The sequence below is a fragment of the Acidovorax bellezanensis genome, assembly GCF_025421555.1.
Classification (GTDB): Bacteria; Pseudomonadota; Gammaproteobacteria; order Burkholderiales; family Burkholderiaceae_C; genus Comamonas; species Comamonas bellezanensis.
In genome coordinates this window covers 210,359-230,930 of record NZ_JAODYH010000003.1, presented here as the reverse complement: position 1 = coordinate 230,930, position 20,572 = coordinate 210,359, and the positions used below count along the sequence as shown (strand labels likewise).

18 protein-coding genes and 1 tRNA gene are annotated in these 20,572 nt (G+C 65.6%); 7 read left to right on the top strand and 12 right to left on the bottom strand.

The annotated features are described in order from the left end of the window. The first annotated feature begins 21 nt into the window (after positions 1-21). Together N0K08_RS04650 and N0K08_RS04645 are read left to right on the top strand one after the other, a co-directional pair. Positions 22-2,475 (top strand): CaiB/BaiF CoA-transferase family protein, encoded by a 2,454-nt coding sequence (locus N0K08_RS04650; RefSeq protein WP_261498883.1) that lies wholly within the window; start codon positions 22-24, stop codon positions 2,473-2,475. Positions 2,476-2,530: 55 nt separating this feature from the next. Beyond that, entirely contained in the window at positions 2,531-3,538 is a 1,008-nt protein-coding gene (locus N0K08_RS04645; RefSeq protein ID WP_261498881.1) for a tripartite tricarboxylate transporter substrate binding protein, read from the top strand. Between the two features lie 11 nt (positions 3,539-3,549). Here N0K08_RS04645 and N0K08_RS04640 read toward each other — a convergent pair whose 3' ends face one another. The 8 genes from N0K08_RS04640 to ureE form a co-directional block, all read right to left on the bottom strand. Beyond that, positions 3,550-4,485 carry a LysR family transcriptional regulator gene (locus tag N0K08_RS04640; protein WP_261498880.1) on the bottom strand — a complete coding sequence of 312 codons (936 nt, stop codon included), beginning with the start codon at positions 4,483-4,485 and terminating at the stop codon, positions 3,550-3,552. A 115-nt stretch (positions 4,486-4,600) separates the two neighbouring features. Then, complete coding sequence (locus tag N0K08_RS04635) at positions 4,601-5,626, bottom strand: formylglycine-generating enzyme family protein (RefSeq protein ID WP_408642902.1); 1,026 nt, start codon at positions 5,624-5,626, stop codon at positions 4,601-4,603. A gap of 118 nt (positions 5,627-5,744) precedes the next feature. Next, positions 5,745-6,302, bottom strand: coding sequence for an ureidoglycolate lyase (locus N0K08_RS04630; RefSeq protein WP_261498878.1), 558 nt, complete (start codon positions 6,300-6,302; stop codon positions 5,745-5,747). Between the two features lie 67 nt (positions 6,303-6,369). Then, positions 6,370-6,457 (bottom strand) — tRNA-Ser (locus N0K08_RS04625). Positions 6,458-6,702: 245 nt separating this feature from the next. Further along, complete coding sequence (locus tag N0K08_RS04620; RefSeq protein WP_261498877.1) at positions 6,703-7,827, bottom strand: acyltransferase family protein; 1,125 nt, start codon at positions 7,825-7,827, stop codon at positions 6,703-6,705. A gap of 258 nt (positions 7,828-8,085) precedes the next feature. Further along, positions 8,086-8,745: an urease accessory protein UreG gene (gene ureG, locus N0K08_RS04615; RefSeq protein WP_261498876.1), complete on the bottom strand. Its 660-nt coding sequence runs from the start codon at positions 8,743-8,745 to the stop codon at positions 8,086-8,088. Further along, positions 8,742-9,527 (bottom strand): urease accessory protein UreF, encoded by a 786-nt coding sequence (locus tag N0K08_RS04610; protein WP_261498875.1) that lies wholly within the window; start codon positions 9,525-9,527, stop codon positions 8,742-8,744. The genes ureG and N0K08_RS04610 overlap by 4 nt, the downstream gene beginning before the upstream one ends. A 4-nt stretch (positions 9,528-9,531) precedes the next feature. Next, positions 9,532-10,092 (bottom strand): urease accessory protein UreE, encoded by a 561-nt coding sequence (gene ureE, locus N0K08_RS04605; RefSeq protein WP_261498874.1) that lies wholly within the window; start codon positions 10,090-10,092, stop codon positions 9,532-9,534. A 65-nt stretch (positions 10,093-10,157) separates the two neighbouring features. Here ureE and N0K08_RS04600 point away from each other — a divergent pair, with 65 nt between their 5' ends. Then, positions 10,158-10,604, top strand: coding sequence for a gamma-glutamylcyclotransferase family protein (locus N0K08_RS04600; RefSeq protein WP_261498873.1), 447 nt, complete (start codon positions 10,158-10,160; stop codon positions 10,602-10,604). A 21-nt stretch (positions 10,605-10,625) separates the two neighbouring features. Here the strand turns inward: N0K08_RS04600 and ureC are convergent, their stop codons facing one another. From ureC to N0K08_RS04580, 4 genes are read right to left on the bottom strand one after another with little or no spacing between them, the layout of a single operon-like run. Then, positions 10,626-12,344, bottom strand: coding sequence for an urease subunit alpha (gene ureC, locus N0K08_RS04595; protein ID WP_261498872.1), 1,719 nt, complete (start codon positions 12,342-12,344; stop codon positions 10,626-10,628). A gap of 1 nt (position 12,345) precedes the next feature. After that, positions 12,346-12,672: an urease subunit beta gene (locus N0K08_RS04590; protein WP_261498871.1), complete on the bottom strand. Its 327-nt coding sequence runs from the start codon at positions 12,670-12,672 to the stop codon at positions 12,346-12,348. A gap of 12 nt (positions 12,673-12,684) precedes the next feature. Then, entirely contained in the window at positions 12,685-13,293 is a 609-nt protein-coding gene (locus N0K08_RS04585) for a HupE/UreJ family protein (protein WP_261498870.1), read from the bottom strand. Positions 13,294-13,315: 22 nt separating this feature from the next. Beyond that, entirely contained in the window at positions 13,316-13,618 is a 303-nt protein-coding gene (locus N0K08_RS04580) for an urease subunit gamma (RefSeq protein ID WP_261498869.1), read from the bottom strand. 224 nt (positions 13,619-13,842) lie between these two features. Here N0K08_RS04580 and N0K08_RS04575 point away from each other — a divergent pair, with 224 nt between their 5' ends. From N0K08_RS04575 to urtA, 4 genes are all read left to right on the top strand, one after another. Further along, positions 13,843-17,397, top strand: a complete 3,555-nt coding sequence (locus N0K08_RS04575) for a hybrid sensor histidine kinase/response regulator (RefSeq protein ID WP_261498868.1) — start codon at positions 13,843-13,845, stop codon at positions 17,395-17,397. After that, complete coding sequence (locus N0K08_RS04570; protein WP_261498867.1) at positions 17,397-18,365, top strand: response regulator; 969 nt, start codon at positions 17,397-17,399, stop codon at positions 18,363-18,365. The genes N0K08_RS04575 and N0K08_RS04570 overlap by 1 nt, the downstream gene beginning before the upstream one ends. A 71-nt stretch (positions 18,366-18,436) precedes the next feature. After that, the gene (locus N0K08_RS04565) at positions 18,437-18,970 is read left to right on the top strand and encodes an ankyrin repeat domain-containing protein (RefSeq protein WP_261498866.1); all 534 of its coding nucleotides are present in this window, start codon (positions 18,437-18,439) and stop codon (positions 18,968-18,970) included. Positions 18,971-19,176: 206 nt separating this feature from the next. Next, positions 19,177-20,445 (top strand): urea ABC transporter substrate-binding protein, encoded by a 1,269-nt coding sequence (urtA, locus tag N0K08_RS04560; RefSeq protein ID WP_261498865.1) that lies wholly within the window; start codon positions 19,177-19,179, stop codon positions 20,443-20,445. The last annotated feature ends 127 nt before the right edge of the window (positions 20,446-20,572 follow it).

Here is a 20,572-nt window from a genome sequence, read left to right as displayed (position 1 = left end):
GACAACCAAGGGGATACGACTGTGACCAAGCTTGAACCATCGGGCCCGCTTGCCCTGGCTGGAATACGGGTGCTGGAAGTCGGCACGGGGTCGGCCCTGGCCTATGCGGGCAAACTCTTTGCCGACTTCGGTGCCGAAGTCATCAAGGTGGAGGACGGCGCGGGCGATGCACTGCGCCATCTACCCCCCTTGCTGGCCGCTGCCGGCCAGGCGCCGCAGAGCGCGCTCAACGCCTGGCTCAGCACCAACAAGCGCAGTGTCACGCTGCGCGGTCAGAGCATCGAGGAGCTTGCGTGGCTGTCGCGTCTGGCCATGAGCTGCGACGTGGTGCTCGATGCGCGGGCGCTGCGCCAGGGTGTTGAAATCCTGGCGCATCCGGTCTGCCGCCGCAGCGCGGACATACAAAGCGCGAAAGCCCCCATCGAGGTGTATCTCACCTGGTTCGGGGAAAGCGGCCCCTACAGCCAGTTCACGGGCTCGGACGCCGTTTGCCGGGCGCTGGCCGGTGCGGTCCACGGCAGCGGCGCGGTGGCGGGGCCGCCGCATCTGCCGCACGACATGCAAACCGGAATCGTCGCCGGTCTCGGGGCATTTTCCAGTGCGGTCGCCGCTTTGCTCGGAGCATCCGACGGCAGCCGGCGCTATGTGCTGAGCATCCATGAGGCGGCGTTCACGGTTGTCGAGATGGAAGCCGGCATGGTCCAGGACGGCCGCCATCCGCAGGCCAGGCTGGGCGTCAATCGCTTCTGCACCACCCATCCAGGAGGCATCTACCCCACCAAGGAGGGGTGGATAGGCCTTTTCGCGCACACCTTGCCCCAGTGGTCCGCACTGTGCGTGGCCATAGGCCGCCCGGAATTGGCCCATGACGCGCGCTTCGTCAGCGGCCCGACACGGATCACCTACGCCGACGAGATCGACGCATTCCTGCAGCCGGCGCTGTTGACCAGAACGGCCGGAGAATGGTTCGAGCTGCTGGGCAGCAGCAAATTTCCGGCGGTGCTCGTTCCCACCATGGACGAGTTGCTGGCGCAGAAAGTGCATCGCGAACGCGCGGCCTTCGTGCCCGTCGCATCCGGCGCCACGCGTTTCGAAGGGGTCGGCGTTCCTTTTCCCCTGGGTGACGCGGGACCGCTGCGCGGCGGCGTCGCGGCACACAAGGGCGCGCACGACAATGCCTACCGCACGGAAGAAGCCTTGGCTGGCGCGGCCGGCCGCACCAGGGCGGCCGAGGGCTTGCCGCCGCTTCGCAAGCTGCGGGTCATCGACCTCACGATGGGCTGGGCCGGCCCCTTGGCCGCGCGCACACTGGCGGACTTCGGCGCCGAAGTCATCAAGGTGGAGGGCACGCAGTACCCCGATTGGTGGCGAGGCACCCATTTCACCGAGGAGTTCTACCAGCAGCGGCTCTATGAGAAGAACTCCAACTTCGCCTTGATGAACCGGAACAAGCTGGGTGTGACGCTGGATCTGGCCCACCCCGAGGGGCGCGAAGCCTTCCTCGCCTTGGTCAAAACCGCCGACATGGTCATAGAGAACTATTCGACCGAAGTTCTGCCCAAGCTGGGCCTGGACTACGCCTCCCTTTGCCAGGTGAACGAGCGGCTGGTGATGGTGTCCATGCCGGCATTCGGCATAGGCAATGAATGGAGCCGCGTGCGCGCCTATGGCGGCACGCTGGAGCAGGCGAGCGGCTTGCCGCACCACACCGGCTTTGCGCACAACCCGCCGTCGCTCACCTCCTATGCCTATGGCGATCCCATCGGGGGCTGGAACGCCGGCGCGGCGGCGTTGCTGGCCTTGCTGGTGCAGGCGCGCACGGGCAAGGGGCGGCATGTCAATCTTTCGCAGGTGGAGTGCATGCTGCCCTTGGCCGCGCCTTTTCTGATCGAGCAATCGCTGTGTGGCAAGACAAGCCCCCGGCAGGGAAACGCGCACCCGGTTTTTGCGCCGCACAACATTTATCCCTGCGCGGGCGAGGACGCGTGGATGGTGGTCAGCGTGGCCGACGACGCCCAGTGGGATGCCCTGCTGGACGTCTTGCAGGCGCCTGAACTCCGTCTGGATCCGGCGTTGTCGGTGGTGGCGGGGCGCCGTGCCCAACGGGAAAAGATAGACGCCGTGATCGCTGCCTGGACGCGCCAGCGGCCCGCGGACGATGCCATGCATCTGCTGCAGCGCGCCGGGGTCGGTGCGGGCGTCGTCAAGCCCATCGGGAGTGTGCTGGAAGACCCGCATTTGCGAAGCCGCGGCTTCTTTCAGAAGGTGCAGCGCGAGCACCTGGGAGAGTATCTGGCGACCACGCCATGGTTTCGCGAAAGCCAGCAGCCGCTGGAAATCTCCCGCGTGGCCCCGACGCTGGGCGAGCACAGCCGCGAAGTTTTCTCGCGGGTGATCGGGTTGACGCAAGAGCAGGTGAATGCGCTGGAAAAAAGCGGGATCACGGGGACGATGGCCGCGAGGAAGCGCGCCTAGCGATCCAATGGTTTTTTGATGCAGTTTGAAGCCCATAAATCTTAAGGAGACAAACATGAACAAGTTCAGTTCGCGCCGTGAATTTCTGGTCGCTTCCGCCGGTGTTGCCGGGGCAGCGGTACTGCCCTTTGCATCGTCCACGGCCTTTGCCCAGGACGCCAAGTGGCCCGCCAAAGTCATTCGCATCGTCGTTCCCTTCCCCGCCGGTTCCATCACCGATACCATGGCCAGAATGCTGGCCAACGGGATGGCCAAGTCATTGGGCCAGCCGGTGATCATCGACAACAAGGGGGGCGCCAACGGCTCGATTGGCGTTGCCGAGGTCGCGCGTGCCGCACCCGACGGCTACACGCTGCTCGCCACGAACAGCAGCAGCATTACCGTGAATCCATTGATTTACAAGAACTCCCCGTACAAGGCCAACAGCCTCGCGCCCATCACGGTGGTGCTGGATGCGCCCTTCATTCTCAACGTGAATGCCGACTGGGCGAAAAGCAACGCCATCAACTCCGTGCAGGACTTGATTGCCTATGCCAAACGCAAGCCGTCGGAGCTGACCTACGGCTCGGCCGGGCCGGGCAATCTGGCCCACCTGGCCTATGCCATGCTGAGCAACAGCGCGAAGATCCAGACCACCCACGTCCCCTACAAGGCCGCATCCCAGGCGAGCATGGCCGTCATGGCCGGCGAGGTGAACAGTTCGTTCGACACGCTGGCCAGCGTTCCGCAGATTCTCTCGGGGAAACTGAAAGCGCTGGCCGTCACGTCGAACGAGCGGCTGGCGCAAATGCCCGACGTGCCCACGATGGCCCAAGCCGGATTTCCGGATCTCAGCGTGAAATTCTGGCTGGGCCTGCTGGCACCCGCCGGCACATCACCCGTGATCATCGACGAGCTCTACGCGCATGCCAAGACGGCCATGGCCGTGCCGGCCGCTCACGCTGCCTTGAGCGCCCAGGGCGTGGTGGTGATGCAAAACCCGAAAGATTTTGCGAATCGCATTGCCGCAGAGACAAAGCAGTTGGTGGAAGTGATCAAGCGAGAAAAGATCTCGCTCGATTGATGTTCCAGCGGCTAGGCGTCCTTGGCCAGCCACTCCACGCCAGCATCCGCGAAGCCCAGAACAATGGGCTTGAGCAGGCCCACCAGCTCCGCGTGCAGGGCTTTGACCGTATGCGGGTTGCGATTGATCACGGGGCTGCAGACGATGACCGTACGGCGCAGAGGCGGCGTGATGATGGGCGCGCCCACCAGGCGCTTTGCCTTGAGCATGGGAGTGATGGGCATGACGGGCAAGATGGTGAATCCCACGCCACGCTCCACCAGTTCCACGAGAACGGCCGTGTTGTCCGACTCCGCAACGAGATTCAGATCGACGCCGATGATGGTGCAGGCGCGGTCGATCACATTGCGCAGGCTTTCGGCTTCCGGCACTACCAGGGGCATCTTGGCGACGTCCGCCAAGTCCACGGGCGTGGCCGGAGACAGGCCTGAGCTGGGCAAGCCAACGACGTACAGGGGCTCGCGAAACACGGGGGAGGTGTGCAGCAGCTCCGACTGCAGGTAGTCGCCCATGAGGCAGATGTCGAGCTTGCCGTGCTCGAGGCTGTCCTGCAGAAAATCCGTGAAGCCCGTGGCGATGCGCACTTTCAGATCCGGGTACTGGCGTCTCAGCGATAGCACCAGGGGCCCGGCCAGCCGGGTGGCCAGGCCGGGCAGCATGCCGATCGACACGGACCCCATCAAGTTCGCCGTGGCAGCGCCGATGTCCGCCTTGGCTTGATAAAGCCCTTGCAGTGAAAGCCTGACCTGATCGACGAAGCGACGACCGGGCACCGTGAGCACCATTCCCAATCGATTGCGCTCGAACAAGGGCGTGCCCAATTCCTCTTCGAGTTGCCGCAGCTGTCTCGAGAGGGCCGGCTGCACCACATGCAGAAGTTCCGCCGCCCGCGTCAGGCTGCCGGTTTCGGCGATGGCCAGAATGGTCCGCAACTGTCGTATATCCACTGTCACCCCACTTCGGTCTTTGCCGGGCTGCTGTCACTGTCCAGGAACGTTGTGGATTGTGGCGCAGAAGCGGGGAATCCACTAAGCCGCGCTCCGGCCTGGTCGCTGCCCCGGCTCAGCGTTGCCCGATTTCGCGCAGCAGCCGCATGCCCACCAGGGTGTAGCGCGTTTCGGGGCTGTTCCAGTTGCGGTAGCTGCAGCGGGCATAAAACGCCCAGGTGTGCCAGGAGCCGCCCCGGCGCACCCGCACGCTGCCATCGGCCGGGCCGGGTGGGTTGCTGCTGGGCGAATGGGCATAGTAGTTCTCGCCATGCCAGTCGGAGACCCACTCCCAGGCGTTGCCCAGCATGTCGTGCAGCCCGAAAGCGTTGGGCGCCAAGCTGCCCACGGGTGCCGTGAAGGCATGGCCGTCGTTGCCGGCAATGGCATGCTGCTGCCAGCGCGGCCAATAGGGGGCGGCGGCCTGGTCGAACACATTGGCCTCACGCTCCAGCCCCGCGGGCGCGTCGCCGTGGGGATAGCGGGTGGTGGTGCCGGCGCGGCAAGCGTATTCCCACTCGGCTTCGGTGGGCAGGCGGTAGCGGTGGCCTTCGGTGCGGCTGAGCCAGGAAGCCAGCGCCTGGGCGTCGTTCCAGGTCACGTTGAGCACGGGGTGGTCGTCCGTCTGCGCAAAACCCGGATTGCGCCAGGAGTAGCGCGGATCGCGCCCCTCGAAGGCATCGCCGCGCGCGGTGGTGGCGGGATCGTATTGGGGGTTGTAGCCGTAGCCGCCCGTGCCGTCGGCTTCGGACTCGGGACGGTAGCCCGAGGCTTCGATGAAGCGGCGAAACTGCCCCACGGTCACTTCGTGCTGGCCCAGGTAGAAGGCCTGGCTGATCTGCACCGTGTGCACCGGCGCTTCATCGGCCAGCAGTTCAAAGCGCCGGCGCTCCAGCAATGGAAAGGCCTCCGCCAGACGTTCGGGGGATTCGTCGCTGCCCATGGCAAAGCTGCCGGCGGGAATGTGCACAAAGGCCATGCCCAGGCTGTTGCGCCAGACGCTGGTGCCGGCCTGCGAGGAGGGGGTTGCGCTTTCCTGCGCGGTGGCGATGGATGCGAGCAGCGCCGTGGCGCAGATCAGGGCGGGCGCGAAATGGGGCATGGCGATCTTTGGCTGGCACGGTCGGTGTGACCCTCCACCGCAATGTATGCCGGGATTGCTGTGCTTTGCCTCGGGGTTTGTCCCCGCTGGCTGGGGCTAAGCCCCCTGCCGATCCTATCTATGCAGCAACGCCGTCCATTGCGAGTTCATGTCGTGGGATATCCACGATGGCGCTTTCCTGCGCAGCGGCAGCGCCGTGGAGATGGCTGATCAAATCCAGCGTGGTGGAGCCTCGGGTCAGCATGAGGCAGGTGACTTCAGGCGCCAGTGAGCGGGTGGCATGCCATGCATGGGGGCGCATGCATATGCCCTGACCCGGTGGAATGCAGAAGGCCGCAGCCGTGGACAGGTCCACACTGCCGTCCGCATGGCTGCCGGCCATCACCTGGATGATGCTGCCCGTGAGCGGGGTGATGACCTGCTCCGTCAGCAGGTGCTTTTCGAGGCTGGTGACGAAGCCATCCGTGTTTCTGTAGTTGACCCAGAGGATCTCCGCCCCATCCTGCGCGCCGGTCTGGAAGGCGTGCTGATGCCAGAAATCGGTAGCCGGATTGGTGAACGCGGACGCGCTCTTTTCCGCCGGATAGGCGCGACCCAGCATCCATCCAAATGGTGCGAACGACTCGGGAGTGAGCGCTTGAACCGTCAGTGTGCGCTTGCCAATGGTCTCGAGCATGGAGTGTTTCCGGGCGGATTGAGGGGCAAGAAAAAAGCGCCTCTAGAGGCGCTTGTTTTCTGATCTTTGGCGGAGGCTGTGAGATTCGAACTCACGGACAGTTACCCGTCGGCAGTTTTCAAGACTGCTGGTTTAAACCACTCACCCAAACCTCCGCAAGCGCCCGATTCTACACACAGAATGCCGGCCCTCAGGCCTTGAGCAGGCCCTGGGTTTCGATGAAGGCGATGTCGGCATCGGGGAGCTGGGCTGGCGGCCTCACGATGGATGGCAGGGGCTTCGCGGATGGCCGCTCGCAGGAACAGGCGCCGGCTGTCCTGTCGCTGGCCCGCACTGGGTTTGCGCCGTCCGCCGGAGGTTGGCCAGTTGCCCTACCTCTGATCAGGCGGTGTTTTCTTGTTTACAGCGGCGCTGTTTGAAGCACAGCCGTCGATCTGGTGGCATAAGCATTTTTGATTCTGCGTCGTGCAGGCTCTTCAATCAGGTAGTAGCCAATGGCTGATATGAGCACAAGAATGAATAGCGCGAAAAGCAGGAAAAGCTTGTTGTTCGCAAGCGCGGGCAGGCGGACCAGAATTTGATCGTGATAGCTGATCAAGAACATGATCACGAGAGCCTGGAACGAATAGAAGGAGTAACTGATTTTTCCAAGCCAGACAAGGAATGATCCCGAAAGGGATGACGCAAGAATGCCTTTGCCGTTGGATAGCGTAAAAATCATGAAGGCTATAAACGGAACAGCAATCCAGTTGTGCCCCACATAATTTGGAATGCTGGGTCCAAAGAATCCAAGATAGGTGGTGGTGGTCACAAGAAATGCCACCTGGTGAATCGGCTTGAATTTTTCGCCCCATCCGTTGCGAAATGCCAGGTAGCAGCATACGCCAATCACAAACTCCGGCAGTCGGTAGATTGGCATCGAGTAATAAACCCCCCGAGGTGCGTCAGGGAAGATGAATCCAACAAGTCCCGGCAGCGTCGCAAGAGCGTAGCAGGCGATGGCTACAAGCAACAATCGTTTGGGAGGCAGGCGAGTCAGCGTCGGCAGCAGGAACGGAAGAAGAACATAACAGAAAGCCTCCACCGAAATGGACCAGCTGCCGCCATTGTTCCAGTAGTCAAAGAACTGAGGGAACCAGGCCTGCACAAGAAAAATATTGGCAATGACGAGAAGAAACCCTTGCGTGATTGCTTTGCCCATCTCGGCGGCTGAACCGTCGCCCATGGAAATGCCTATCCAAGGCAGCGTAACCAGGGCCGCGGCAGCGTAGATTGGGTAGATTCGGGAGAATCGATTAATGAGGTATGCCCGAAGTGGTGTTTTCCCGTCGGCATAGCGGTATGCCAAAACGAATCCTGAAAGAATGAAAAAGAGGCTCATCCCGATGGCCCCTTGTCCCAGGATATTGCCCAGGAATTTTGCGTCAGTGACAGGCCAGCGGATATGAATGTGGAAGACGAATACGTAGAAGGCGGCCACGAATCGCAGGCCCGTAAGCGCGAGTATTTCTTTGTCGTCTTTCACTGGCATCCTTTGTGGCTCATGGCACTCACTGACTTATTGCGTACCGCGCGCTGGCGCTGGTTGCGCCCTGTATGGGGGCTGTTACAGGGGCTGCTGCCTTGGCATCAGGCATATGCGCTTATTTGTGATGCTTGCAGGCAAAGGCCCAGGAAGGTAAATCCTGGATGCCTTTGGGGGGACTGATTTTCAAGAGTGCTGGGTTAAAGCACGCAGAAAAATCTTCGAGAGCTTTTGATTCTACACACAGAAGTCCGGGCCTCAGGCCTTGAGCAGGCCCTGGGTTTCGATGAAGGCGACCACCTGGGCCAGGCCTTCCAGGGTCTTGAGGTTGGTCATCACGAAAGGCTTGATGCCCTTGGGCGTGGCGCGCATGCGCTCGGTGTCGGCGCGCATCACGTCGAGGTTGGCGCCCACATGCGGGGCCAGGTCGGTCTTGTTGATGATGAACAGGTCGCTCTTGGTGATGCCCGGGCCGCCCTTGCGCGGAATCTTTTCACCGGCGGCGACGTCGATGACGTAAATCGTCAAATCCGACAGCTCGGGGCTGAAAGTCGCGGCCAGGTTGTCGCCGCCCGATTCGATGAAGACGATGTCGGCATCGGGAAACTGGACCAGCATGCGGTCAATGGCTTCGAGGTTGATCGAAGCGTCTTCGCGGATCGCCGTGTGCGGGCAGCCGCCGGTTTCCACGCCCAGGATGCGCTCGGCGGGCAGGGCGCCGCTGACGGTCAGCAGGCGCTGGTCTTCCTTGGTGTAGATGTCGTTGGTGATGGCGACCAGGTCGTATTGCGCGCGCATGGCCTTGCAGAGCATTTCCAGCAAGGTGGTCTTGCCCGAGCCCACGGGACCGCCTATGCCCACGCGCAGGGGAGGCAGCTTCTTGCTGCGGTTGGCGATGTGGTGGAGAGGGGAAGTCATGATCTGAACAGTCGTGAGTACTGGTTTTCATGCTGGGCCGAAAGAATGGCCAGCATGGGCGAAAAGGCCTGGCGCTGCGCGTCGGGCAGGGCCAGGGCATGGTCTACGGCGGCCGGAATGGCGGCGGTGAGCTGGGCCAGAATGCGCTGGCCCGCGTTCTGGCCCAGGGGCACGGCCTTGATCGCGGCCTGGACCATGTTTTCGGCCCAGCCGAAGGTATAGGCCAGCAGCACAGGGCGCGCGGATGCGCCGCTGCAATGCGCGGCCAGGGAAAAGGCCAGCGGGTAGCTGGCATCCTGCGCTGCCAGCCAGTCGATGGCCGGCCGGTGCTTGGCATCGGGGCCATGCTGGTTGCGCAGCCAGGCGATGAGCGAGCGCCCCATTTGCTCGGTCTGCAGGCGCAGCTCGCTGCTTTCGCGGGTCTGGCGCACCCAGTCGTTGAGTGCGGCCAGGCGCACGCGGTCGTCCTGCTCCCAGGCCGTCAGGGCCTGGGCGATGGCCGCCATGTCGCCGCGCGCCTGGGTCAGCTGCAATTGCTGCGTGAGCCAGGCCGCGGCATCGGCTTCGCCGTGCACCCAACCGCTGCTGATCGCCGCCTCCAGCCCTTCGGAGTACGAGAAGCCGCCTATGGGCAGGGCAGGCGAGGCCAGCCACAGCAGCTGCAACAGGCTTTGCGGTGCGACGGCAGGCGCGGCCTGGGCCTGGGCGGACGCTGCCTGGCGTCGGCGCCAGGCCGAGGGCGGGCGCGCGGCGGGCAGGGGGCGGGCCAGGACGGTGGGCATGGGGTCAGTGGGCGTGGCCGCAGCCCGGGCCGTGGACATGGCCGTGATCGTGGCTGTGATCAGGGGCCGCAGGGGCATGCGCATGGTGACTGTGGCCGTCGTTGGTCACGTGGCCGCCGTAGGCGCCGCCTTCGGGCTCGAAGGGCATGTCGGCGGCCGTGACGGTGAGGTGCATGCTGCGCAGCATGTCGGCCAGCACATGGTCGGGCTCGATTTTCAGGTGGTCGGGCTGCAGCTCTATGGGTACGTGGCGGTTGCCCAGGTGGTAGGCCGCGCGCATCAGATTGAACGCCGCGCCAGGGCCGGTGCCGGCCGTGATGTGCAGCACTTTTTGCGGCGCGGCGATCACGCGCACCAGCGAACCGTCTTCGGCCACCAGCACATCGCCACCGCGCACGGCCTGGCCGCGGGGCAGGAAGATGGCCAGCGCGCGGCCTTGCGAGTCCGTGGCCGCGAAGCGGCTTTTCTGGCGTACGTCCCAGTCGAGCTCCAGGCTCGTGGCGCGCTGCAGCAGCACGCGGGCCAGGCCCTGGCCTTGGGAAATCAGTTTGTGGATGGACAGCATGGATGTGACAAAAAAGCGATGAAAGGGACTGGAGCACCGCGCGGCTTAGGCGCTAGCATGGGTGCATGACTGTTTCTGATCCTCTGCGCCATCTGCCCTGCGGTTGTGGTCAGGTGGCCGTGTACGGCAGCTTGCGCCAGGGCGGGCGCAACGACATCCGGCGCTGGCAGGCGGACCTGGCCTGCCTGGGACGAACCTGGCTGCACGGGCAACTGTACGACCTGGGCGGCTACCCCGGTCTGGTACTCGATGGCACCAGGCCGGTGCTGGCCGAAGTCTATGCCCTGACGCCCGCGCTGGAGTGCTGGCTGGACGAGCTGGAAGGGGTCTGGCCCCAGGCCAGCGGCGAGTATGTCAAACGCATCGTGGACGTGCTGGTCATTCCGCCGGACGGCGGGCATTTGCGCTTCATGCCGGTCCTGGTCTACGAAGTCCAGCCCGCCGTGGTGCGCGACCTCACGCCGATAGACGCCAGCGACTGGCAGGCCTGGCTGGCGCACCGGCTGCATTGAGGAGGCCATGGCGCGCGTTGCTCAGAACAGAAAATACCGCTGGGCCAGGGGCAGCGACACGGCGGGCTCGCAGGTCAGCAACTGACCGTCGGCGCGCACGCTGTAGGTCTGCGGATCGACTTCCATGACTGGCGTGTAGTCGTTGAGCCGCATATGGCGCTTGCCGCGGCCGCGGATGTCTTTCACGGCCGACAGCGTCTTGGCCAGGCCGAAGCGCTCGCCGATGCCCTGGGCCAGCCCTGCCTGTGAGACAAAGGTCAGCGAAGTCCTGGCGATGGCGCCGCCGAAGGCGCCGAACATGGGGCGGTAGTGCACGGGCTGGGGCGTGGGGATGGAGGCGTTGGGGTCGCCCATGGGGGCCATGGCGATGCAGCCGCCTTTGAGGATCAGGGCGGGCTTGACGCCGAAGAAGGCCGGCTTCCAGACCACGATATCGGCCCATTTGCCCACTTCCAGGCTGCCGACCTCGTGGCTGATGCCATGGGCAATCGCCGGGTTGATGGTGTATTTGGCGATGTAGCGCTTGATGCGGAAGTTGTCGTTGCGCGCCGAGTCGCCGGGCAGGGCGCCGCGCTGCAGCTTCATCTTGTGGGCCGTCTGCCAAGTGCGCAGAATCACTTCGCCGACGCGGCCCATGGCCTGGCTGTCGGAGCTGAACATGCTGATCGCGCCCAGGTCGTGCAGTATGTCTTCGGCGGCGATGGTTTCCTTGCGGATGCGGCTTTCGGCGAAGGCCAGGTCTTCGGCGATCGACGGGTCCAGGTGGTGGCAGACCATCAGCATGTCGACATGCTCGTCCAGCGTGTTGATGGTGTAGGGCCGGGTCGGGTTGGTCGAGCTGGGCAGCACGTTTTCCAGGCCCACCACTTTCAGGATGTCGGGCGCATGCCCGCCGCCCGCGCCTTCGGTGTGGAAGGTATGGATGGTGCGGCCCTTGAAGGCGGCGACCGTGTCTTCGACAAAGCCGCTTTCATTGAGCGTGTCGGTGTGGATCGCTACCTGGATGTCGGTGGCTTCGGCCACGTTCAGGCAGTTGTCGATGGCCGCGGGCGTGCTGCCCCAGTCTTCGTGCAGCTTGAGGCCGATGGCGCCGGCGTTGATCTGCTCGTACAGGCCCGCGGGCAGGCTGGTATTGCCCTTGCCCATGAAACCCAGGTTCATGGGGAAGGCATCGGCGGCCTGCAGCATGCGCTCCATGTGCCAGGGGCCGGGCGTGCAGGTGGTGGCGAAGGTGCCCGTGGCCGGGCCTGTGCCGCCGCCGAGCATGGTGGTGACGCCGCTGGTCAGCGCTTCCTCGATCTGCTGGGGCGCGATGAAGTGGATATGGGTATCCACGCCGCCGGCCGTGACGATGGAGCCTTCACAGCTGATGATTTCCGTGCCCGGGCCGATGATGATGTCCACGCCGGGCTGGGTGTCGGGGTTGCCGGCCTTGCCGATGGCGACGATGCGGCCGCTTTTCAGGCCGATGTCGGCCTTGACGATGCCCCAGTGGTCGACGATCAGTGCATTGGTCAGCACCGTGTCCATCGCGCCTTCAGCGCGGCTTCTCTGGCTTTGCGCCATGCCGTCGCGTATGGTCTTGCCCCCGCCGAATTTCACTTCCTCGCCGTAGCTGCCCGCGGCCAGCGTGTAGTCGCGCTCGACCTCGAGCAGCAGTGCGGTGTCGGCCAGGCGCACGCGGTCGCCCGTTGTCGGACCAAAGGTTTCCGCATAGGCGCGGCGTTCCATCGTGGCCATCTCAGTGCTCTCCTGGCAGTTTGTCGAGCGGTCCCTGGACCAGGCCGCGAAAGCCATGGACCACGCGATCGCCCGCGTAGTCCACCAGTTCCACCGTGCGTTGCTGGCCGGGCTCGAAGCGCACGGCCATGCCGCTGGCAATGTTCAGGCGCATGCCGCGCGCGGTATCGCGGTCGAAGCTCAGGCCGGCATTGGTTTCGGCGAAGTGGTAGTGCGAACCGACCTGTATGGGCCGGTCGCTGGCATTGCGCACCAGCAGCGTGGTGGTGCGCCGGCCTGTGTTGAGGGCGTGTTCGCCTGTGTCGAGAATCAGTTCACCGGGGACCATGGGGGCGCTCCTTCAGGCCAGGCGGATCAACATGAATGCGCCCAGCGTGGCCGTGGCCGCGCCGCCCAGGCTGGCGAGCAGGCGGTGGCGCTGCAGCAGGCCGTGGCCCAGCAGCATGCCGGCGAGGTGCAGCAGCGCCGAGCCCAGGGCCATGCCGGCCAGCGCGGCGACGGCCGCCAGGCCGGTGTCACCGGCGAGCTCCATGCCATGCGCCGCGCCATGGAAGAAGGCGAACACGCCGGCCAGCGTGGCCGCGGCGCCCCAGGGCATTTTCTTCTGCAGGGCCAGCAGCAGACCCAGCACCAGCACCGAGGCCGCGATCATCGGCTCCACACCGGGCAATTGCAGGCCCGCGAAGCCGGCGAGCGCGCCGGCCACCAGCAGCGCCACGAAGGCAGCGGGCGCGCGCCAGGCCGGGCGCACCGTGAGCGCACTCCAGGCGCCTACGGCGACCATGGCCGCGAGGTGGTCGGCACCCGTGAAGGGGTGGGCAAAGGCATGCAGGGCCGCGTCGAGGGCGTGGTGATGGGCGCCGGCATCCGCGGACGGATGGGCGAGCGCGGCCAGCGGCAGGGCGGCCAGGGCGGCGGTGGCGGAAGCGATCAGGGGTTTGGCTTGCATGGCAGTCGGTGCTCGGGAGAAATCAGACGATGGGGTCGTGCACGGTGACGAGCTTGGTCCCGTCGGGAAAAGTGGCTTCGACCTGGATGTCGGGAATCATCTCGGCGATGCCGTCCATGACGTCGGCCCGGGTCAGTACCTGGCGGCCTTCGCTCATCATCTGGGCCACGGTCTTGCCGTCGCGCGCGCCTTCCATGACGGTCGCGCTGATCAAGGCAATGGCTTCGGGGTAGTTGAGCTTGAGTCCCCGGGCCTTGCGGCGTTCGGCCAGCAAGGCGGCGGTGAACAGGAGCAACTTGTCTTTTTCACGCGGCGTGAGTTCCATGGCGTCAAGGCGGGCGCGGGGCCCGCGAGGCTATGCAGATAGCAAGCATGCAGCAAGGTACGTGCCATGGGAAAGGAGGGGGCCCACACAACACTTGATGCGTCGCTACTTTTCCTTGTCGCGCGCCCGTTCCAGCGATCTGCCGGGCGGCTGCAAAACCAAGGGTATTCCCTGGTTTATGGCTTGGCGGCGCAGCGTGGCACAGAAGCTGCACGCAGATCGCCATGGACCACAGCAGCCAGGAGTCGAAGATCGCGGACGCGCAGCGTGCCCCGGGTGGGGCTGCGCCCGAAGGCGCCGGGCCGGCCGCGGTGCAGCAGGTGGTCAAGGTGCGGCGCGACTACAACCGCTGGGTGGCGACCGAGACGCTGGAGGACTACGCGCTGCGCTACACCCCGCAGCGCGCGCGCCGCTGGTCGGAGTGGGGCGTGGCCCATACCGCGTTCGGCGCGGCCTCGTTCCTGGTGCTTGAAGCCGTGGGTGCGACCTTGCTGGTGCAGTACGGTTTCATCAACGCGTTCTGGGCCATTGTCTGCACGGGCCTGATCATTTTTTCCGCCGGCCTGCCCATCAGCATCTACGCGGCGCGCCATGGCGTAGATATGGACTTGCTGACCCGTGGCGCGGGCTTCGGCTACATAGGCTCGAGCATCACTTCGCTGATCTACGCGAGTTTCACTTTCATTTTCTTTGCGCTCGAAGCGGCCGTGATGGCCTATGCGCTCGAACTCGCGCTGGACATTCCGCCGCGCTGGGGCTATCTGGTCTGCGCTTTGGTGGTCATTCCCTTGGTGACCCACGGCGTGTCGGCCATCAGCCGGCTGCAGGTCTGGACGCAGCCGCTGTGGCTGCTGATGCTGGTCGTGCCTTTTGTCTATGTGCTGGCGCACCAGCCTGGGGTGTTTTCCGATGTCTTGCACTATCCGGGGGCGCAGGCACAGCGCGAAGGCCAGGTGGCGGGCTTCAGTCTGCCTCTTTTTGGTGCAGGCCTGACCATGGGCATTGCACTCATCACCCAGATGGGCGAGCAGGCCGACTACCTGCGCTTCATGCCGGTGCGCACCCAGGCCAATCGCTGGCGCTGGTGGGGCGCGGTGATGCTGGGCGGGCCGGGCTGGGTGCTGCTGGGCGTGGCCAAGATGCTGGGCGGCGCCTTGCTCGCCTATCTGGCGATCTCGCATGCCGTTCCGCCGGACCATGCGGTCGACCCGAACCAGATGTACCTGGCGGCCTACAACTATGTATTCACCGACTACGGCTGGGCGGTGGCGGCGACGGCGCTGTTCGTGGTGTTGTCGCAGCTCAAGATCAACGTGACCAATGCCTACGCCGGTTCGCTGGCCTGGAGCAATTTCTTCTCGCGCCTCACGCACAGCCACCCCGGGCGCGTGGTGTGGGTGGTGTTCAACACGCTGATCGCCTTCATGCTGATGGAAATGCATGTGTTCCGTGCGCTGGGCGAAGTGCTGGGCCTGTACTCGAATCTGGCCATCGCCTGGATCATGGCGGTAGTGGCCGATCTGGTGATCAACAAGCCGCTGGGCCTGTCGCCGCGCGGCATAGAGTTCAAGCGCGCGCGCCTGTACGACATCAATCCGGTGGGCGTCGGGGCGATGGCCTTGTCGTCGCTGCTGTCGGTGGCCGCGCACCTGGGCGCTTTCGGGCCGCTGGCCCAGGCGTTTTCCGCGTTGATCGCCATGGGCGTGGCGCTGGTTGCCTCGCCGCTGATCGCCTGGTGGACCAAAGGGCGTTACTACCTGGTGCCTGCTGCTCCCGCTGCGCCGCCCGCCTGCGCCGGCTGCACTGCCCAGGTCGCGGGCCCGCCGCGCCTGCAGCGCTGCGTGGTCTGTGAGCGCGACTACGAAGTGCCCGACATGGTGCACTGCCCGGCCTACCAGGGATCCATCTGCTCGCTGTGCTGCACGTTGGACGCGCGCTGCGGCGACCTGTGCCGGCCCCAGGCCCATCTGGCCGTGCAGTGGCGCGCGGCGCTGCGGCGGCTGCTGCCGCGGCGCATGTGGAGCCTGCTGGACAAGGGCTTGCTGCACTTCGTGCTGCTGATGCTGCTGATCGTTCCGGCGCTCGCGGCCCTGATAGCGCTGCTATACCTGCTGGAGCTGCAAACGCTGGCGCGCAGCCTGCCGGCCGTCGCCGCGGCCAGTGCGCAGACCGTGCTGCAGACGGCCTTGCTCAAGGTCGGCGTGGGCTTGCTGCTGATCTCGGGCCTGGTCGTCTGGTGGCTGGTGCTGGCCCAGCACAGCCGCAAGGTGGCGCAGCAGGAGTCGCAGCGCCAGACGGGGCTGCTGGTGCGCGAGATTGCCTTGCACCGCGCCACCGACGGGCAGCTGCAGCAGGCGCGGCGCGCGGCCGAGGAGGCGCGCGCCGTGGCCGAAGCCGCCCGCCAGGCGGCCGACCTGGCGAACCAGGCCAAGAGCCGCTACATCAGTGCCATCAGCCACGAGCTGCGCACGCCGCTCAACAGCATCCTGGGCTATGCCCAGCTCATGGGCGAAGACCCCGACGTGCCGGCGCACCGGCGCCAGGCCGTGGCCGTGATCCGCCGTGGGGGCGAGCACCTGCTGTCGCTGATCGAAGGCACGCTGGACATTGCGCGCATCGAATCGGGCAAGCTGGCCTTGCAGGTGCAGCCCATGGAGTTTGCCGCGGGCCTGCAACAGATGGCCGGCATGTTCGAGCTGCAGGCCGAGGCCAAGGGCCTGGCCTTCCACTACGAACCCGAGGGCGCGCTGCCCGCCTGGGTGCGCACCGATGAAAAGCGGCTGCGCCAGATCCTCTTCAACCTGCTGGGCAATGCCATCAAGTTCACGGCGCGCGGCGCGGTGACGCTGCGCGTGCGCCATACCCGGCAAATGGCCTATGTGTCGGTGCTCGATACCGGCCCGGGCCTGAGCGAAGCCGAGCAGGCCCAGGTGTTCGAGCCGTTTGCGCGGGGCTCGGGCGCCCAGTCCAGCGCGGGCGCGGGCCTGGGCCTGACCATGGCCAAGATGCTGACCGAGCTCATGGGCGGGGCCTTGAGCGTGAGCAGCCAGCCGGGGCAGGGCGCGGCCTTCCATATCCGCCTGTTCCTGCCGTCGCTGGAGCAGGGTCCGGCCGCGCTGCCGGCCCCGCGGCGTGCGGTCGGCTATCTGGGCGCCACGCGCCGCCTGCTGGTGGTCGACAACGAGGAGGCCGACCGCGAGCTGCTGGCGCAGTTGCTGGTGCCCCTGGGCTTTGCCGTGCAGCACGCGGCCAACGGCCAGGAGGCGCTGGCGCTGCTGGCCGCGGGCTACCGTCCGCAGGCGATCTTCATGGACCTGGCCATGCCGGGAATGGACGGCTGGGAATGCCTGCGCCGGCTGCGGCAGATGCCGCTGGGCGACGTCGCCTGCGCGATTGTCTCGGCCAACGCTTTCGACCGTGAAATGCCCAATGACGTGGGCATACGGCCGCAGGATTTCCTGGTCAAGCCGGTGCGCCACAGCGAATTGCTGCAGTGGCTGGAAGACCGGCTGGAACTGGTCTGGCGCAGCGCGCCGCAGTTGCCGGTCGACGCCGCGGGCGGCCTGGACGGCGTGCCCGCGGCGGCGCTCACGGTATTGCGCCAGGCCATTGCCTGGGGCTATGCGCGCGGCGTGGTGCAGGCGCTCGCCCAGCTCGCGCAGGACTACCCGCAGGCCGCAGCTGTCTGGCGCCGGCTCCAGGCCCAGGCCCAGCAATTCCAGTTCGAGGCCATGGCCGCGCAATTGCCCGTGCCAGACACCGAGGAGACAAAGCTCTGATGATGGATTTCCCCCCTGTTCCCGCACGCGACGCCAGGCTGGTGCTGATCGTCGACGATGTGCCCGACAACTTGGCGATGCTGCACGATGCGCTCGACGCCGCGGGCTATATGGTGCTGGTCGCGACCAACGGCGAAGCCGCGCTGGCATGCGCCGCGCAAGCGCTGCCCGACATCGTGCTGCTCGACGCCATGATGCCCGGCATGGATGGTTTCGAAGTCACGCGCCGGCTCAAGGCCGATGCCCGCACGGCGCCTATTCCCATCATCTTCATGACCGGTCTGACCGAGACCGAGCACCTGATCGCCGCGCTGGCGGCCGGGGGCGTGGACTATGTGACCAAGCCCATCAAGCCCGCGGAAGTGCTGGCGCGCATGGGCGTGCACCTGGGCACGGCGCGGCGCGCGCGCGCGCAGCAGCAGCAGGCCGTGCAGGCGCGCAGCGCGCTCGATGCCTTCGGTCATGCAAGCCTCACGGTGCGCATTGCCGATGGGCGCGTGCTGTGGCAAACGCCGCTGGCACGCGAGCTGCTGCGCCGCCACTTCGGCATCGACGGCCTGCGCGCCGTGCTGCCCGCCGACGTGCTGGCCTGGGTGCAACGCCAGCAGGCCACGCTGGCCTTGCACGCCGAGCCGCCGCGCTGGACCCTGGACCAGGGGCAAGGCAGCCTGGTGCTGCGCCTGCACCCGCCTTCGCCCGAGGCCGACGAAGGCGAACTGCTGCTGGTGATGCGCGAGGAGTCGGACTTGGCGGTGCGCGAGACCCTGCGCCAGGGCTTTGGCATCACCGGCAAGGAGGCCGAAGTGCTGTACTGGCTGGCCCAGGGCAAGATCAACCGTGATATCGCCGACATCGTCAGCTGCAGCCCGGCGACGGTGAAAAAGCACCTGGAACGCATTTACGCCAAGCTGGGCGTGGAAACGCGCACCGCGGCCGCCGCCATGGCCATGGCGCGTCTGCCGGCCTGATGAGGATTGGCAATCTGCGCCATGCAGATTTCCAACCCTGCGCGGGTGCAGCGCTGTCTACACTGGACGGCATGACGCTTGAAAATTCCACCTCCCCAGCGCCCCAGGGCCTCGATGACGCGACCCTGGCCTTTGCCGACAAGGTGTTCGACGCCGCACGCACGGGCGACGATGGCAGCCTCGCGCAATGGCTGGCCGCGGGCCTGCCCCCCGATCTGCGCAATGCCAAGGGCGACAGCCTGCTGATGCTGGCCAGCTACCACGGCCATGCGGCAGCTGCGGCCCTGCTGTTGCAGCACGGCGCCGGCGCGGCCCTGGCCAATCTGCGCGGCCAGACGCCGCTGGCCGGCGTGGCCTTCAAGGGCGATCTGGCCATGGCCGAACTGCTGCTGGATCATGGCGCCGGCGTCGACAGCCCGTCGCCCGACGGCCGCACGCCGCTGATGTTCGCGGCCATGTTCAACCGGCTGGACATCATGCGGCTGCTGATCGCGCGCGGCGCGCAGGTGGATGCCACCGATGCACAAGGCACGACGCCACTGGGCTGCGCGCTGGCCATGGGGGCCCAGGAGGCGGCGGCGATGCTGCGCGGGCAGGCCGGGTAGGGCTAGAAGCCCTCCATTCTTCGTTGTTTGCTGGCCCTGCGCCAGGGTGCCCTGCGCCAAGCTCAAGGCGGGCGGCAAGCGGCCCCGCATACGCCATCCGGCGTATATCCCATTCGGCACCCGCTCCCTAGCATGGACTCCATGGTGCCGGGCGAAGCCGCTGGTTTTCGCAGCACCTGTTCATCCACCCACAGGAGCCGCTGACCATGCAACGTCGTTTCACCCTTCAATCCCTTGCTGCCGCGGCAGCCGTCGCCGGTCTGGGTTTTGGCGCCATGCCGGCCTGGGCGGCGGACACCATCAAGGTCGGCGTGCTGCACAGCCTGTCGGGCACCATGGCGATTTCCGAGACCGTGCTCAAGGACACGGTGCTGATGGCCATCGACGAGATCAATGCTTCGGGCGGTGTGCTGGGCAAGAAGCTCGAGCCCGTGGTCGTCGATCCGGCCTCGAACTGGCCGCTGTTCGCCGAGAAGGCCAAGCAGTTGCTGGGCCAGGACAAGGTGGCGGTGATCTTCGGCGGCTGGACCAGCGTGAGCCGCAAGTCCGTGCTGCCCGTGGTCGAGGAAATGAACGGCCTGCTGTTCTACCCCGTGCAGTACGAAGGCGAGGAGCTGTCCAAGAACGTGTTCTACACCGGCGCGGCGCCCAACCAGCAGGCGATTCCCGCGGTCGATTACCTGATGAGCAAGGACGGCGGCGGCGCCAAGCGCTGGGTGCTGCTGGGCACCGACTACGTCTACCCGCGCACCACCAACAAGATCCTGCGCGCCTACCTCAAGACCAAGGGCGTGAAGGACAGCGACATCGACGAGAAGTACACGCCCTTCGGTCACAGCGACTACCAGACCATCGTCGCCGACATCAAGAAGTTCAGCCAGGGCGGCAAGACGGCTGTGGTGTCGACCATCAACGGCGACTCCAACGTGCCGTTCTACAAGGAGCTGGGCAATGCCGGCCTCAAGGCCACGGACGTGCCGGTGGTGGCGTTCTCGGTGGGTGAGGAAGAGCTGCGCGGCGTGGACACCAAGCCGCTGGTCGGTCACCTCGCGGCCTGGAACTACTTCATGACGCTGAAGAACCCCGAGAACACGGCCTTCATCAAGAAGTGGAGCGACTACGCCAAGGCCAAGAACATCGCCGGGCACAAGGACAAGCCGCTGACCAACGACCCGATGGAGGCCACCTATATCGGCATCCACATGTGGAAGCAGGCCGTGGAGAAGGCCAAGTCCACCGACGTGAACAAGGTCATCGCCGCAATGGCCGGGCAGACCTTCAAGGCCCCGAGCGGCATCGTCAGCAAGATGGACGAGAAGAACCACCATCTGCACAAGAACGTGTTCATCGGCGAGATCCGCGCCGACGGCCAGCTCAACGTGGTCTGGAAGACGCCCGCGCCGATCAAGGCCAAGCCCTGGAGCCCCTACATCCCGGGCAACGACAAGAAGAAAGACGAACCCGAGAAAAAGTAAGGCACCCCCTGAGCCGCTCACGCCGGATGGCCGGCCCCGGCTTCCCCCTCTCAACCTTTGGTGGAGGGGGGCGCCCGGCTAGGGACGGCAGCCTCGCTGCGGGGCGGCCCTTGCTCGCTGCCCCCTT

Coding starts and splice junctions, on each gene's coding strand:
- N0K08_RS04645 (WP_261498881.1), top strand. CDS start 2,531: ATGAACAAGTTCAGTTCGCGCCGTGAATTTCTGGTCGCTTCCGCCGGT.
- N0K08_RS04635 (WP_408642902.1), bottom strand. CDS start 5,626: ATGCCCCATTTCGCGCCCGCCCTGATCTGCGCCACGGCGCTGCTCGCA.
- N0K08_RS04630 (WP_261498878.1), bottom strand. CDS start 6,302: ATGCTCGAGACCATTGGCAAGCGCACACTGACGGTTCAAGCGCTCACT.
- ureG (WP_261498876.1), bottom strand. CDS start 8,745: ATGACTTCCCCTCTCCACCACATCGCCAACCGCAGCAAGAAGCTGCCT.
- N0K08_RS04610 (WP_261498875.1), bottom strand. CDS start 9,527: ATGCCCACCGTCCTGGCCCGCCCCCTGCCCGCCGCGCGCCCGCCCTCG.
- ureE (WP_261498874.1), bottom strand. CDS start 10,092: ATGCTGTCCATCCACAAACTGATTTCCCAAGGCCAGGGCCTGGCCCGC.
- N0K08_RS04600 (WP_261498873.1), top strand. CDS start 10,158: ATGACTGTTTCTGATCCTCTGCGCCATCTGCCCTGCGGTTGTGGTCAG.
- ureC (WP_261498872.1), bottom strand. CDS start 12,344: ATGGCCACGATGGAACGCCGCGCCTATGCGGAAACCTTTGGTCCGACA.
- N0K08_RS04590 (WP_261498871.1), bottom strand. CDS start 12,672: ATGGTCCCCGGTGAACTGATTCTCGACACAGGCGAACACGCCCTCAAC.
- N0K08_RS04585 (WP_261498870.1), bottom strand. CDS start 13,293: ATGCAAGCCAAACCCCTGATCGCTTCCGCCACCGCCGCCCTGGCCGCC.
- N0K08_RS04580 (WP_261498869.1), bottom strand. CDS start 13,618: ATGGAACTCACGCCGCGTGAAAAAGACAAGTTGCTCCTGTTCACCGCC.
- N0K08_RS04575 (WP_261498868.1), top strand. CDS start 13,843: ATGGACCACAGCAGCCAGGAGTCGAAGATCGCGGACGCGCAGCGTGCC.
- N0K08_RS04570 (WP_261498867.1), top strand. CDS start 17,397: ATGATGGATTTCCCCCCTGTTCCCGCACGCGACGCCAGGCTGGTGCTG.
- N0K08_RS04565 (WP_261498866.1), top strand. CDS start 18,437: ATGACGCTTGAAAATTCCACCTCCCCAGCGCCCCAGGGCCTCGATGAC.
- urtA (WP_261498865.1), top strand. CDS start 19,177: ATGCAACGTCGTTTCACCCTTCAATCCCTTGCTGCCGCGGCAGCCGTC.